Source organism: Paraburkholderia atlantica (assembly GCF_000092885.1).
Classification (GTDB): Bacteria; Pseudomonadota; Gammaproteobacteria; order Burkholderiales; family Burkholderiaceae; genus Paraburkholderia; species Paraburkholderia atlantica.
The window spans coordinates 1,120,641-1,134,222 of record NC_014118.1 but is presented as its reverse complement, the minus strand read 5'-3'; the positions used below and the strand labels follow the sequence as shown (position 1 = coordinate 1,134,222).

Annotated in this window: 15 protein-coding genes and 1 pseudogene; 9 read left to right on the top strand and 7 right to left on the bottom strand. The window is 65.2% G+C overall.

Features of this window, described 5'->3' with window-relative positions; translation table 11 throughout:
* Positions 1 to 10: 10 nt before the first annotated feature.
* On the top strand, positions 11 to 793 hold the full coding sequence (locus tag BC1002_RS21125; RefSeq protein WP_013092028.1) for an L-rhamnose 1-dehydrogenase Lra1: 783 nt from the start codon (positions 11 to 13) through the stop codon (positions 791 to 793).
* A gap of 19 nt (positions 794 to 812) precedes the next feature.
* On the opposite strand, the gene BC1002_RS21120 is transcribed toward BC1002_RS21125, so the two are convergent.
* Complete coding sequence (locus tag BC1002_RS21120; protein ID WP_013092027.1) at positions 813 to 1,808, bottom strand: LysR family transcriptional regulator; 996 nt, start codon at positions 1,806 to 1,808, stop codon at positions 813 to 815.
* Between the two features lie 120 nt (positions 1,809 to 1,928).
* Here BC1002_RS21120 and rhaM point away from each other — a divergent pair, with 120 nt between their 5' ends.
* The 6 genes from rhaM to rhaS all read left to right on the top strand — a co-directional run bounded on the left by rhaM (position 1,929) and on the right by rhaS (position 7,962).
* Entirely contained in the window at positions 1,929 to 2,246 is a 318-nt protein-coding gene (gene rhaM, locus BC1002_RS21115) for an L-rhamnose mutarotase (protein WP_013092026.1), read from the top strand.
* 84 nt (positions 2,247 to 2,330) lie between these two features.
* Complete coding sequence (locus BC1002_RS21110; RefSeq protein WP_013092025.1) at positions 2,331 to 3,224, top strand: amidohydrolase family protein; 894 nt, start codon at positions 2,331 to 2,333, stop codon at positions 3,222 to 3,224.
* Positions 3,225 to 3,272: 48 nt separating this feature from the next.
* A complete protein-coding gene (locus BC1002_RS21105; RefSeq protein WP_013092024.1) occupies positions 3,273 to 4,802 on the top strand; it encodes a sugar ABC transporter ATP-binding protein in 1,530 nt (509 codons plus the stop codon).
* Positions 4,799 to 5,854 (top strand): ABC transporter permease, encoded by a 1,056-nt coding sequence (locus BC1002_RS21100; RefSeq protein WP_013092023.1) that lies wholly within the window; start codon positions 4,799 to 4,801, stop codon positions 5,852 to 5,854. Before BC1002_RS21105 ends, BC1002_RS21100 begins: the two co-directional genes overlap by 4 nt.
* Positions 5,847 to 6,872 (top strand): ABC transporter permease, encoded by a 1,026-nt coding sequence (locus BC1002_RS21095; RefSeq protein ID WP_013092022.1) that lies wholly within the window; start codon positions 5,847 to 5,849, stop codon positions 6,870 to 6,872. Before BC1002_RS21100 ends, BC1002_RS21095 begins: the two co-directional genes overlap by 8 nt.
* A 79-nt stretch (positions 6,873 to 6,951) precedes the next feature.
* Positions 6,952 to 7,962: a rhamnose ABC transporter substrate-binding protein gene (gene rhaS, locus BC1002_RS21090; RefSeq protein WP_013092021.1), complete on the top strand. Its 1,011-nt coding sequence runs from the start codon at positions 6,952 to 6,954 to the stop codon at positions 7,960 to 7,962.
* An 88-nt stretch (positions 7,963 to 8,050) separates the two neighbouring features.
* Here rhaS and BC1002_RS21085 read toward each other — a convergent pair whose 3' ends face one another.
* The 3 genes from BC1002_RS21085 to BC1002_RS36520 all read right to left on the bottom strand — a co-directional run bounded on the left by BC1002_RS21085 (position 8,051) and on the right by BC1002_RS36520 (position 10,309).
* Positions 8,051 to 9,202, bottom strand: coding sequence for a CmpA/NrtA family ABC transporter substrate-binding protein (locus BC1002_RS21085; protein WP_013092020.1), 1,152 nt, complete (start codon positions 9,200 to 9,202; stop codon positions 8,051 to 8,053).
* Between the two features lie 7 nt (positions 9,203 to 9,209).
* Positions 9,210 to 9,785, bottom strand: coding sequence for an ANTAR domain-containing response regulator (locus tag BC1002_RS21080; RefSeq protein ID WP_013092019.1), 576 nt, complete (start codon positions 9,783 to 9,785; stop codon positions 9,210 to 9,212).
* 272 nt (positions 9,786 to 10,057) lie between these two features.
* Positions 10,058 to 10,309 carry a hypothetical protein gene (locus BC1002_RS36520; RefSeq protein WP_041735029.1) on the bottom strand — a complete coding sequence of 84 codons (252 nt, stop codon included), beginning with the start codon at positions 10,307 to 10,309 and terminating at the stop codon, positions 10,058 to 10,060.
* 20 nt (positions 10,310 to 10,329) lie between these two features.
* Between BC1002_RS36520 and BC1002_RS21070 the strand changes: the two are divergent.
* Positions 10,330 to 11,071 (top strand): annotated as a pseudogene (locus BC1002_RS21070) (GntR family transcriptional regulator).
* Between the two features lie 181 nt (positions 11,072 to 11,252).
* Here BC1002_RS21070 and infA read toward each other — a convergent pair.
* The 3 genes from infA to BC1002_RS21055 all read right to left on the bottom strand — a co-directional run bounded on the left by infA (position 11,253) and on the right by BC1002_RS21055 (position 12,668).
* A complete protein-coding gene (infA, locus tag BC1002_RS21065; RefSeq protein WP_013092018.1) occupies positions 11,253 to 11,531 on the bottom strand; it encodes a translation initiation factor IF-1 in 279 nt (92 codons plus the stop codon).
* Positions 11,532 to 11,666: 135 nt separating this feature from the next.
* A complete protein-coding gene (locus BC1002_RS21060; protein ID WP_013092017.1) occupies positions 11,667 to 11,948 on the bottom strand; it encodes a hypothetical protein in 282 nt (93 codons plus the stop codon).
* A gap of 501 nt (positions 11,949 to 12,449) precedes the next feature.
* The gene (locus tag BC1002_RS21055) at positions 12,450 to 12,668 is read right to left on the bottom strand and encodes a hypothetical protein (protein WP_013092016.1); all 219 of its coding nucleotides are present in this window, start codon (positions 12,666 to 12,668) and stop codon (positions 12,450 to 12,452) included.
* Between the two features lie 237 nt (positions 12,669 to 12,905).
* Between BC1002_RS21055 and BC1002_RS21050 the strand changes: the two genes are divergently transcribed.
* Positions 12,906 to 13,550: a helix-turn-helix transcriptional regulator gene (locus tag BC1002_RS21050; protein WP_013092015.1), complete on the top strand. Its 645-nt coding sequence runs from the start codon at positions 12,906 to 12,908 to the stop codon at positions 13,548 to 13,550.
* The last annotated feature ends 32 nt before the right edge of the window (positions 13,551 to 13,582 follow it).

The following is a 13,582-nucleotide window of genomic DNA, read 5'->3' as shown; positions in this document are numbered from 1 at the left end:
GGAGACTAAGGTGCTGCTCAAGGACAAAGTCGTGATCGTCACCGGCGGCTCGCGCGGCATCGGACGAGCAATCGCGGTGGCCTGCGCCCGCGAAGGCGCGGACGTGGCGATCAACTACTGGGGTGACAACGACGCATCGTATGGCCGCCGCTCGGCGGTCGAGGAAGTGGTCGGCGAAATCGAGGGGTTGGGGCGGCGTGTGATCGCGGTGGAAGGCAACGTCGCCGCGCGGGACACCGGCCAGGATTTGGTGCGCCGTACGGTCGACGAGTTCGGCAAGGTCGACGTACTCGCGAGCAATGCCGGCATCTGCCCGTTCCACGCGTTTCTCGACATGCCTGCCGAGGTGCTCGAATCGACGGTCGCTGTCAATCTGAACGGCGCGTTCTTCGTCACGCAAGCCGCCGCGCAGCAGATGAAAAAGCAGGGCAGCGGCGGCGCGATCGTCGCGACGAGTTCGATCAGCGCGTTGGTGGGTGGCGGCATGCAGACGCACTACACGCCGACCAAGGCCGGCGTGCATTCGCTGATGCAGTCGTGCGCGATTGCGTTGGGACCGTTCGGCATCCGCTGCAACTCGGTGATGCCGGGCACGATCGCCACCGATCTGAACGCCGAAGATCTCGCCGATGAAGCGAAGAAGGCCTACTTCGAGAAGCGCATTCCGCTCGGCCGTCTCGGGCATCCCGACGACGTCGCGGATTGCGTCGTGTTTCTCGCGTCGGACCGCGCGCGCTATGTGACGGGCGCCGCGCTGCTCGTCGACGGCGGCCTGTTCGTGAACCTGCAATAAGCGACGCGCGATGCGGGCGTCAATTGACCGTGGCGGGCGAAGTCGGCGTGCCGGGTGCGACGGCAGGATCGTCGCGCACGAGGTTGCGCGAGAAGCCGCGCAACAGCTCGATCAAACGCAGCGCCGGCTCGGCGAGCGGTTCTTCCTTGCGAGTCAGAATGCCGAAACCCGCGAGACTCTTGCCGATTTCGAGCGGCAGCGCGACCAGCAGCCCGCCGCGCACATGATCGCGCACGACCGACTCCGGCAGCATCGCGACCGCATCGTAGTTTTCGAGCAATTGCAGCGTCGCGAAGATCGACGCGCATTCGGTCAGATTGACTGGCGTGGCGAGCCCCGCGCGCGCGAGTTCCTCCTCGAACAGCACGCGCGCCGGACTTGTGACCGGCTGCGCAACCCACGGCCACGCGACCAGTTCGCGCAACGTGATGCGCGTGCGCTGCGCGAGCGGATGCACGGCGCGCACGACCAGCATCAGCGTTTCGCGCGCGAGCGGCTCGAAACTGAAGTCGTTGTGCTGCAAAGGATTGGTAAGGCGCCCCAGCGCAAGGTCGACCTCGCGACGATGCAGCAATTGCACGACCTGGTCGCTCGTTTCCCCGAGGATGCGCACGTTGAGCAGCGGGCTTTCGGTCTTCAGCGTGGCGACCGACATTGCCAGCAGATCGGGCGCGGCGCCCATGATCGCGCCGACGGTCAGTTGGCCGTGGCCGCCCCGGCGTTTGACATCGAGGTCTTCGGCGAAGCGTGTGAGTTCGGCAAGCGCGCGGCGCGCGTAAGCGAGCGTGACGACGCCGAGCGGTGTCGGCGTCATGCCGCGGGCGTTGCGCTCGAACAGCAGGAAGCCGAACGCTTCCTCGATATCGCCGAGCATGCGGCTCGCGCTCGGTTGCGCGACGTTGACGGCCTCGGCGGCCTGGTGCAGGTTGCGGGTGTCGTCGAGCGCGACGAGCAGGGCGAGATGCTTGAACTTCAGACGGTTGACGAGTGCGACGGCGGCTGAATGTTGGCTCATGGTGCCAGTAGAGTGCCCGTGCGATTCGGTTTGTGGATCGCCCAATCCCAACAACGGATTGAGAGGCTATCGATGCAGGAATTATAGTCGTTCGAAGAAGTCGACAGGAGAGGGGCCGCAATGGAGACAATCGCTTTCCGGATGGTGCTGAACCCCGGTATGCGCGAAGAATACGAACGGCGTCATACGGAGATCTGGCCCGAGCTCGTTGACGCATTGCACAACGCCGGCGTGCGCGACTACCGCATTTTTTTCGACCCCGACACGCATCATCTTTTCGCGGTGCTGTCTCGCACCAGCGATCACGCGATGGACCAGTTGCCGCAACTCGACGTGATGCGCAAATGGTGGGATTACATGGCCGACATCATGCAGACCGCGCCCGATCACACGCCGCTGTCGCAGATGCTCGAACCGGTCTTTCATCTCAGTCATTGAGCAGAGCCGAACCCGGCTGAACACAGCTGAACCCCGCAACGACGCACGAACCTCGAAACGCTTTTGACCCGACGAAGGTGCCGCATGCAGGTTGTCGATTCGCATATCCATCTGTGGGATCTGAAGACGCATCGCTATCCGTGGCTGGAGAACCCGGGCGTGTCGTTCGTCGGCGATGCGCGCGAGCTGAAGCATGACTATCTGCTCGACGATCTGCTGGGTGAAGCGGGCGACATCGACGTGCTGAAGCTCGTGCACGTCGAAGCGAATCACGATCCGGCCGATCCCGTCGAGGAAACGCGCTGGCTGCAGTCGATCGCGGATCGCCACGCGTCGCGCGGCATGCCGAATGCGATCGTCGCGGCGGTGGATCTGTCCGCGCAGAACGCGCCGGCGTTGCTCGAAGCGCATGCGTCGTTCGCGAATACGCGCGGCATCCGGCAGATTCTCAATGTGCACGACAACAAGCTGTTCGATTACGTCGGCCGTCACTACATGCGCGAGCCGCAGTGGCGCGAGCATTTCGCCTTGCTGCGCCGATTCGATCTGTCGTTCGATCTGCAACTGTATCCGTCGCAGATGGAAGAGGCCGCCGCGCTCGCTCGTGAGCATGCGGACACGCTGTTGATCGTCAATCATGCGGGCATGTTCGTCGATCGCAATAGCGTGGCCGGTTATCGCGCGTGGCGCGATGGCATGCGCTTGCTGGCGGGCTGTCCGAACATCGCGGTAAAGATCAGCGGGCTCGCGATGTTCGATCATCAATGGACCATCGAAAGTCTGCGGCCGTATGTGCTCGAAACGATCGATACGTTCGGCGTCGAACGCGCGATGTTCGCGTCGAACTTTCCGGTCGACCGGCTGTTCGGTTCGTATACGGATTTGTGGCGCGCGTATGCGTCGATCGTCGCTGATGCGAGCGAGGCTGAGAGAGACGCGCTGTTTCGGCGTAACGCGGAACGGTATTACCGGATTTGACGCGCCGCCGCGTCGAGCAGAACACAGCCGCAAAAAAGGAGACACGCAGTGCAGCCATTCCCATCCGCGGTGCCGCGACTCGAATTGCGGCACGCGAGCAAATCGTTCGGCCGGGTGCGCGCGCTGTCCGACGGCGACCTCGTGCTGTGGCCCGGCGAGGTGCATGCGCTGCTCGGCGAGAACGGTGCTGGCAAATCGACGCTCGTGAAAATTCTCGCCGGCGTGCATCAGCCCGATGCCGGAGAGCTCCTGGTGAACGGCGAGCCACGCCGCTTCGCGACACCCGCCGAAGCCCGCGACGCGGGACTCGCCGTCATCTATCAGGAGCCGACGCTGTTCTTCGATTTGTCGATCGCGGAGAACATCTTCATGGGCCGGCAGCCCGTCGACCGCTTCGGCCGCATCCAGTACGACGCGATGCATCGCGAAGTGGACGGACTGCTCGCGTCGCTCGGCGTCGATCTGCGCGCGGATCAACTGGTACGCGGCCTGTCGATCGCGGATCAGCAGGTGATCGAAATCGCCAAGGCGTTGTCGCTGAACGCGAGCGTGCTGATCATGGATGAACCGACGGCCGCGTTGTCGCTGCCCGAAGTCGAGCGGCTGTTCGCGATCGTGCGCAAGCTGCGCGAACGCGACGTCGCGATTCTGTTCATCACGCACCGGCTCGACGAAGTGTTCGCGCTGACGCAGCGCGTGACCATCATGCGCGACGGCGCGAAAGTCTTCGACGCGTTGACCGCCGATCTGAGCACCGACGCGATCGTCGCAAAAATGGTCGGCCGCGATCTGGAAACGTTCTATCCGAAGGCCGATTGCACCCCGGGCGACGTGCGTTTGTCGGTGCGGGGCTTGACCCGCATCGGCGTGTTCAAGGACGTCTCGTTCGACGTACGCGCGGGCGAGATCGTCGCGCTCGCGGGTCTGGTCGGCGCGGGGCGCAGCGAGGTCGCGCGGGCGATCTTCGGGATCGATACACTCGATGCGGGCGAGGTGTGGCTGGCAGGCAAGCGGCTCGACACGGGCAAGCCCGCGGCCGCGGTGCGCGCCGGGCTCGCGCTGGTGCCGGAGGATCGTCGCCAGCAAGGGTTAGCGCTGGAACTGAGCATCGCGCGCAACGCGTCGATGACGGTGCTCGGCCGGCTCGTGCGGCACGGTCTCATTTCGACGCGCAGTGAAACGCAGCTCGCGCACAAGTGGGGCACGCGTCTGCGCCTGAAGGCCGGCGACCCGAACGCGCCGGTCGGCACGTTGTCGGGCGGCAATCAGCAGAAGGTCGTGCTAGGCAAGTGGCTCGCGACCGGCCCGAAAGTGCTGATCATCGACGAACCGACACGCGGCATCGACGTCGGCGCCAAGGCCGAGGTGTATAGCGCGCTCGCCGAACTCGTACGCGACGGCATGGCCGTGCTGATGATTTCGAGCGAGTTGCCCGAGGTGCTCGGCATGGCCGATCGCGTGCTCGTGATGCACGAAGGCCGCATCAGCGCGGAGATCGCGCGCGCCGACGCCAACGAGGAACGCATCATGGGCGCTGCGCTCGGTCAGGGACTCTCACCATTGGGACGTGCAGCATGATGCGCCATTCGACCCATCCCGCGCCGGTCCAGCAATCGCTGCCGAAACGTTCCGCCGCTTCGTCGGGCGGTCTCGTCGCGAGCATCGCGAAGAGCCGCGAAACCACGCTGTTCGTCGTGCTGATCCTGCTGATCGCGGGGACGGGGCTTGCGAAGCCGCAGTTCCTGAACATGCAGAATCTGCGCGACGTGCTGCTGAACGTGTCGATCATCGGTCTGCTGACGGCGGGCATGACCGTCGTGATCCTGATGCGGCATATCGATCTGTCGGTCGGCTCGACGGTGGGTGTCAGCGCGTATGCGGTGGGCAGCCTGTACGTTGCGTTCCCGCATATGCCGGTGCTCGTCGCGCTGGCCGCGGGGCTCGCGATCGGGCTCGTCGCGGGCGGCATCAACGCGCTGCTCGTCGCAGTGGGGCGCGTGCCTTCGCTCGTGGCGACGCTGTCGACGCTGTACATCTTTCGCGGCGCCGATTACGCATGGGTGCACGGCGGCCAGATCAACGCGACCAGTCTGCCGGACGCGTACTCGCGGCTCGCGACCGGCACGCTGCTCGGGATCCCGACGCTCGCGTTGATCGCGATCGTCGTGCTTGCCGGTCTGTCGGTGTATCTGAAGCAGTTTCGCGCCGGTCGCGAGCACTACGCGATCGGCTCGAATCCGGAGGCCGCGCGGCTCGCCGGTGTCAACGTCGAGCGTCGCGTGATGTCGGGCTTCCTGTTGTCCGGTGCGATCGCGGGCTTTGCGGGCGCGTTGTGGCTCGCGCGCTTCGGCACCGTCGATGCGAGCACCGCGAAGGGCATCGAATTGCAGGTCGTCGCGGCGGCGGTGGTCGGCAGTGTCGCGATTACGGGCGGCGTCGGCACGATTCTCGGCGCGACGCTCGGCGCGCTCGTGCTCGGCGTGATCAGCATCGCGCTGGTCGTGCTGCACGTGTCGCCGTTCTGGGAACAGGCGATCCAGGGCGCGCTGATCGTCGCCGCGATCGCGGCCGATACGCTGCTGGCCCGCTCCGTCGCCAAACGCATGATGAGGAAACGCGATCATGGCTAAACCCGATTCCGCGCTGCTGACGCGCAAGCGCGAAACGCCGCTGCAATGGGAAGTGTTGCTGGTGATCGTGCTGGTCGTGTCGCTGGTGTTGGGGCGCTGGCTGTCGCCGGTGTTTCTGACCGGCGCGAACCTGAGCAACGTGTTCGCCGATCTGACCGAGATCGCGCTGATGGCGCTGCCGATGACGCTGATCATCGTCGCCGCCGAGATCGATCTGTCGGTGGCGTCGGTGCTGGGCGCATCGAGCGCGTTGATGGGCGTGCTGTGGCACATGGGACTGCCGATGCCGGTCGTGATCGTGCTGGTGCTGATCGCGGGCGCGCTGGCGGGACTCCTGAACGGTCTCGTGATCGTCAAGCTGAACCTGCCGTCGCTCGCGGTCACGATCGGTACGCTCGCGCTATTTCGCGGTCTCGCATATGTGCTGCTCGGCGATCAGGCGGTCGCGGATTTTCCGGCCGCGTACACGGCGTTCGGCATGAACACGCTCGGGCCCACGTTTATCCCGTTGCCGTTCGTGATCGTGATCGTCGCGGCCGTGCTGTTCACCGTGCTGCTGCAAGCCACCGCGTTTGGCCGCAGCCTCTATGCGATCGGCGCGAATCCGACTGCCGCCGCGTTCTCCGGCATCGAAGTCGCGAAGATCCGCTTGCGGCTATTCGTGCTGTCGGGTCTCGTCAGCGCGCTCGCGGGCATCGTTTATACGCTGCGCTTCACCAGTGCGCGCGGCGATAACGGCGAGGGTTTCGAGTTGTCGGTGATCGCGGCGGTGCTGTTCGGCGGCGTCAGCATTTTCGGCGGACGCGGCTCGATGGTCGGCGTGCTGTTGTCGCTGCTGATCATCGGCGTGCTGAAGAACGCGTTGACGCTCGACGACGTATCGAGCGAAACGCTGACCATCGTGACCGGCGTGCTGCTGCTCGCGTCGGTGCTGATTCCGAACCTCGTCGCGCGCTGGCGTGCGGCGCGCGACCGGCGTTTCATCGCGAAGTCCGCAGCAGCGTCCTCTTCATCCTAGTCGTCACCGTTCGTACGAAGCTCTCAAGGACCGATAACCCGGACCCCTCTCTGTCCAACAACAACGCAGGAGACACTTCATGTTCCAACCTCTACGTCATACCGGCATGGCCGCGCTATGCGCCGCGTTGCTCGCGATCAGCTGCGGCGGCGCGTTCGCCGCCGATCTGAAAAGCGGGCTGAAGATCGCGTTCGTGCCGAAGCAGATCAACAACCCCTACGAAGTGATCGCCGACGACGGCGGCCTCGCCGCGATCAAGGAGTTCGGCGGCGTCGGCAAGGCGGTGGGGCCGTCGGATGCGGGCGCGTCGTCGCAGGTGTCGTACATCAACACGCTGATCACGCAACATCAGGACGCGATCGTGATCGCCGCGAACGATGCGAACGCGGTCGTGCCGTATCTGAAGAAGGCGATGGGCCAGGGTATCAAGGTCGTCACGTTCGACTCCGATACCGCGCCGGAAGGCCGCCAGCTGTTCGTCAATCAGGCGAACGCCGAGGGCATCGGCCGCGGCCAGGTGCAGCTGGTCGCGAAGCTGATGGGCGGCGAGGGCGAGTTCGCGATCCTGTCGGCGACGCCGAACGCGACCAACCAGAACACGTGGATCAAGTGGATGCAAGAGGAGCTGAAGAAACCCGAGTATTCGAAGATCAAGCTCGTCAAGATCGCGTACGGCAACGACGACGATCAGAAGTCCTTCGTCGAAACCCAGGGCCTGTTGCAGGCCTATCCGAACCTGAAGGCGATCGTCGCTCCGACGACGGTCGGCATCGCGGCGGCGGCGCGCTATATCTCGTCGTCGTCGAGCAAGGGCAAGGTGGCGGTGACGGGCCTCGGCACGCCGAACCAGATGCGCGCGTTCGTGAAAAACGGCACCGTGACCGCGTTCCAGCTATGGGACCCGAGCGAGCTCGGCTATCTGGCTGCGTACGCGGCGGCGTCGCTCGCGTCGGGCAAGATCGCGGGTAAGGAAGGTGAATCGTTCGACGCCGGCAAGCTCGGCAAACGCACGATCGGCGCGCAAGGCGAAATCATTCTCGGACCGCCTACCACGTTCGATGCGAGCAATATCGACAAGTACAACTTCTGAGCTTCGGCGACGCCGACTGTCCACTTGACCGCCGTTGGCGGCGCGTGGGCAGTCAGCGCATCAGCACGAGCGTTCGCGCGCGGTCCGCTCAGCGGCGGATCGCAAAACGCTGCCCATACGCGGCGGACGATGAGCCGCTTCCCCACACCTCGCCATCGATCAATTCCCGCGTCACGTCCTCGCCGGGCACCGCCACGCTCACGCGCGCGGCGGCCTCGCGATACAGCTGCGTCTGGTTGATGCGCGCGGCGATCGCTTCGTAATCGTCGCGCGCATCGATGATCCCCCAGCGCTCGAACTGCGTGAGGAACCACGCGCCTTCGATCGGATGCGGATAGTTGACTGCGCCGTCGTCGAAGAAGCGCATCGGCAGGCGGCGCGGGTGCGCCGGGTCAAGCTGGTCGCCAAGCCGCGCCGCGATCAGCGACTCGTCGATACCGATGTAATCGGGGCGCGCGAGCCAGCGCGCGATCTCGTCGCGATGCCCGGCGCCGTCGAGCCAGCGGCACGCTTCGAGCACGGTCTGCACGAGCGCGCGCGTCGTGCGCGGATGCGCGTCGACAAAATCGCGTCGGCAGGCGAGCACTTTCTCCGGGTGCTCGGGCCACACCTCGCTCGTATAAGCGATCGTGGTGCCGACGCCATGCGCCTCGGCCATCGCATTCCACGGCTCGCCGACACACAGACCGTCGAGCCGGTCTTCGGCGAGCGCCGCGACCATCTGCGGCGGCGGAATCGCGACGCTATCGATGTCGCGCAACGGATCGACGCCTTGCGCCGCGAGCCAGTAGTACAGCCACATCGCGTGCGTGCCGGTCGGGAAGGTGTGCGCGAACACCGGCTTGCGTCCGAGCGTCGCGAGCGCCTCGCGCAAGGTCCCATGCTTCGCCAGTGCATCGGCGAGCCGATTCGACAGCGTGATCGCCTGGCCGTTGCGGTTCAGCACCATCAGCACGGCCATGTCGGTGCGCGGTCCGCCGAGGCCGAGCTGCACGCCATACACGAGCCCATAGAGCGCGTGCGCGGCGTCGAGATCGCCCGCTAGCAGCCTGTCGCGCACGGCGGCCCACGACGGCTGGCGGCACAGTTCGAGGGTGAGTCCGTGCGCATGGCCGAACTCGAGCAGCTTCGCGGCGATCAGCGGCGCCGCGTCGGACAACGCGACGAAGCCGAGCCGCAGATGGGTCTTTTCAGGCGGCTCCGCAAAGGCCGCCGCGGTGACGGAAGTGGCTGGATTCATGAGCACATCATTTGAGCGAGCCGGCCGACGCGACGACCTCGCGCGCGATCTCGGCGAGTTTGACGCCCTGGTTCATCGCGCGTTTGCGCAGATTCGCGTAGGCGGCCGGTTCGGTGAGTTTCTGCTGATCCATCAGCAGGCGTTTCGCGCGATCGATCAGCTTGCGCTCGGCCAGTTCGTTTTCGGCCTGCGCGAGCCGCTCGCGCAATTGCGCCTCCTGCGCGAAACGCGCGAGCGCGACTTCGAGGATCGGCGCGAGCCGCTCGGTCGCGAGGCCTTCGACCAGATACGCGGTGACGCCCGCGTTGACCGCATCGCGGATCAGTTGCTGATTCGCGTCGTGGCTGAACATCAGCACGGGGCGCGGCGCGGTCGCGTGCATCACGGCGAGCTGTTCGAGCGTATCGCGCGACGGCGACTCCGTATCGATGATGATCACATCGGGCCGCTCGTCCTGCACCGCGCGATGCAGCGCCTGCGGCGTCGCGGTGCCTGACAGCATTTCGCAGCCGAGACAGGCGAGCGCGTCGCGCAGATCGCCGATGGGTTTGTCGGTGTCGGTGACAAGAAGAACACGCAGCATGGAGTCAGGGGAAGGGACATCTGACTACCGGTAAAGCAATGGATATGCCAGTCTTCGCGCGACGGGGCTTGGACACGGGTGTGAGCAGCGTGCGCGCGCGCAAATGGCGCGGGCCGATGGGGATTTTTCTGCGAGCGATGGCTGAAAATCGGCCGCGAGCGAGATGTGCGGCCACGTCGGTCGCGCTGCACCGGCGCGGGGCATGCGGGACAGCGGACGCCCGATGCACCGAAGCGACGCATCGCGTACGCAGCGGTCGACGGCTCCAAGCCTCAAAGCCAGCGCGAATAACTGCGCGGCGAAAACAGCAAGGTCACCGCCATCATCGCGGCGATGCAGCTGGCGAGCATGAGCCACGCGGCGGCGAACCCGCCGCTCCAGCCGCGCACGATGCCGGCCACGAGCGGCGCGACGGCCGCGACGATAAAGCCGACCGGTATAAGCGACGGCGTAGCCAGGCAGATTGGCGTCTTGCGCGGGGCATCGCTAGATTGCTGCGGCGTTGATTCGTTCTTGTTTTCCACCGTCTACGGTCACTGAAATCATGGCTACGCGTTCCCGGCGCTCTTCCTCCGCCGATTCTGCTCCACCCGCATCCCCCGCGAGCGGCGACGCCTCGCCGAGCGTCGAAGAGCGCATTTATGCGTCGATTACGTCGGCTCTGCTGCAGGGGCGTTTGCGGCCCGGTGCGCAATTGGTCGAGCGCGATCTCGCGGCCGCGTTCGGCTGCACCCGCGGCGCGCTGCGCAAGGTGCTCGCGCGGCTAGGCTTCGAGGGCAAGCTCGTGCTCGAGGCGAATCGCGGCGCATTCGTGCCGTCGCCGTCGGAGGAGGACATTCGCCAGGTGTATCGGGCGCGGCAGATCGTCGAGGCGGGCATCGTCGCATCGCTGTGCGGGGCGCTGAGCGCCGCGCATAAACGGCGCTTGCGCGCGCATGTGCGCAGCGAGGAAAAAGCGCTGTGCGCGCGCGATCGATGAGTCCGTGCGCCTCGCCGGCCAGTTTCACGTGCTGCTGACGGAGCTGGCGGGCGGCACCGAGTTGCTTGGACTGGTCGGGCAACTGGTCGCGAAGACCGAGCTGTACAAGGCGCTGTTCGATCCGTCGAAGGGTTCGAGCCGTTCGGCCGATGAGTACGCGCGCATCATCGACGCACTCGATGCCGGCGACCTGCAGGCCGCGTTGACGGCGATGCGCGAGCATCTGTCGGAACTGGAGAAGCGGGTGGTCGAGCAGGTGCGCAAAAGCGCGGATGGGGAGGATTTGGGTGCGGTGTTTGGGGTTTAGCGAGACGCGCTGTGGCGTGCCGCCAGATTCCTATCAAGACGCCGCGCGTTCAGACGGAACGCGGAGTCGAAAGATATGGCGCGAGTCTGTAGAGCCTCGCGCTGACTCTCGATGTTCGGGCGGGCTGCCCGCGTTACCTGCATGGCATTGCAGGTAGGCTGGGCGGCGCCGTCACCACTGCTTATCTACGCCGCGCACCCTGCGTCGCCGGACGTGGCGCACCGCCGCCGCTCGGGCGTTCGTCCTTGTGGCGGAAATTGATCCGCCCCTTGGTCAGGTCGTAGACCGACATTTCGAGCGTCACGCGATCGCCCGCGAGAATACGGATATGGTTCTTGCGCATGCGTCCGGACGCATAAGCGCCGACCACGACGCCGTTGTCGAGCGTCACGCGGTAGCGGCTATCCGGAAGCACTTCGTCGACGATACCGTCAAGTTCAATCAGTTCTTCTTTCGCCATGCATTACTCCTGGTCGATGGGATAAAGGGAAAATCGGCCGCGGGCATTGCGAGCGGCGCGACTGTGGATTCGTTGGAAACGCAGCGGCGCCCGCAAGCACGCTGCGCGACATGAGTGACGCGCCGATGACGCCGCTCAAAGATCGGTGACCGACTGACCGCTCACCTGGCCGTCGATCAGCCGTTCCGCATGCGCCATGCACGCGATGCGCGCCTTGCCCATGCCGTCGAACGGAAACAGATACTGCAGACGGAACACCCGGCCGTCGGCCGCCGGATTGGCGCCGACGCGGCAGATGCGCACCGACGCGTCGTAACCGGCGCCAGGATTGCGGGTCGCTTGAGCGCCCGCCGGGCGGCGCGGATAAACGAGCGGGTGAATTTCGTAACCCTTGTAGGTCTTGACTGCTGAATTCATGAATAACGTGTCCTGTATTGCGTGGTCCGCGCGCCGCGTGCGGGGCGCTGCTTCCGGCAACGCCTCCTCGATGCGTCGCGACGCGGACCGGCGGCGCAGCACCGATGGGCGCGCCGCGATGAAAATGGTTGGCACAGGCCTGCTAGACCCGGCGGGCTCAATGACAATGGCGCGAGCGCTCGCGCGAAAACGCGGATTCGACCGAAAACGCTGAAGCGGCGCGCCGATTAGTGCGCCGGGCGCATGATGCTGAACCGCTCGGTGTACTTCTCGCGGCGGCGAATGCGGACAGCGCATTGCCGGAGTGACGGGATCGCCGTTAAGGGGCGGTCGAACTGTCGGGGGTGGTGCGGAGATGCCGGGTTGAGACTGCCTGGTGCTGCCAGTGCTATATGGGTGCGAGGTGCAACTATTGCAATATGATGCCTGAAATAGGGCTGATTGGATAGTGGAAACTTCAGCGCACGGCCGCAACGCCCGCCTGGCTTGGCTTTGCGGGCGTCAGCGCGACGTCTCGGCGACGCGCTTCTGCAATTCGCGCGCGGCTGCCAGCGGCAAGCGTGCATCGTCCCAGCCGGCCACCCATTCGACTTCCTTCGCGGTGAAGACCTGACCATAGTTGCGCAGCGCGTACTGCAGCGAATCGATGATGTGGTTGCGAATGATCTCCGGCGTGCGCTCGTCGTCGAGCACGGCGCGAAGTGCTTCGAGTGTGGCCATCGGTAGGCTCCGTTCGGTTGGATGTCGGTAGATCAATGTTTATCGCACGAAAAAAATCCGCTCGCGACGTGGACAAAATTGCCGTCCGGCGGCTATTCGCGGCGCCAGCGCGCGGCCGCTACAATGGCGGCTTCCTGAATGGCGGACCGAGCGTTCGCGCCGAAGCCCGCTGCTTGCATCTGGCATCGTCGCCATCCGCTATCGCGCGCCGCCTCCCTCGAACCTCGCGTTTTTTCCATGCGCAACCCGAACGTGTCTCCTGTCAAAGACCTGCTGTTGAAGCGCTACGCGCCGATCGCCGACGGCATCGCCGCGCTGCTCTATCCGTGCGCCGAAGTGGTGATTCACGATCTGCGCGATCAGACCATCGCGTATCTGGCGAACAATCTGTCGCGGCTCGAGGTGGGCGCGCCGTCGGTGCTCGACGACGCGCACTTCGCGGCGCGCGGCCAGACCATCGGTCCCTACGAGAAACTGAACTGGGATGGCCGCCGCATGCGCTGCGTGAGCAACATCCTGCTCGACGACGACGGCAAGCCCGCCGGGATCCTGTGTGTCAACTTCAATATCGCGGTGTTCGAAGATGTGCGCTCGACGCTCGATCTGTTCATCAAGGGCGGCACGATGACCGACGCGCCCGGCGACGATCTGTTCCGCGACGACTGGCAGGACCGCATCAACACGTATCTGCACTCGTGGTTGCGTGACAGGCAGATCGGCATCAATGCGCTGACGCGCGAGCACAAGCGTGAAATCGTCGAAGCGCTGCACGCGCAGGGAGCGTTTCGCGGCCGCAGCTCGGCGAACTACGTGGCCGCGGTGCTGACGATGGGACGGGCGACCGTCTACAAGATCCTGAAGCAGATGAAAGAGGGCGGCTGAGTTCAGGCGCGCCGTGCTTGAAAATGCTTCGA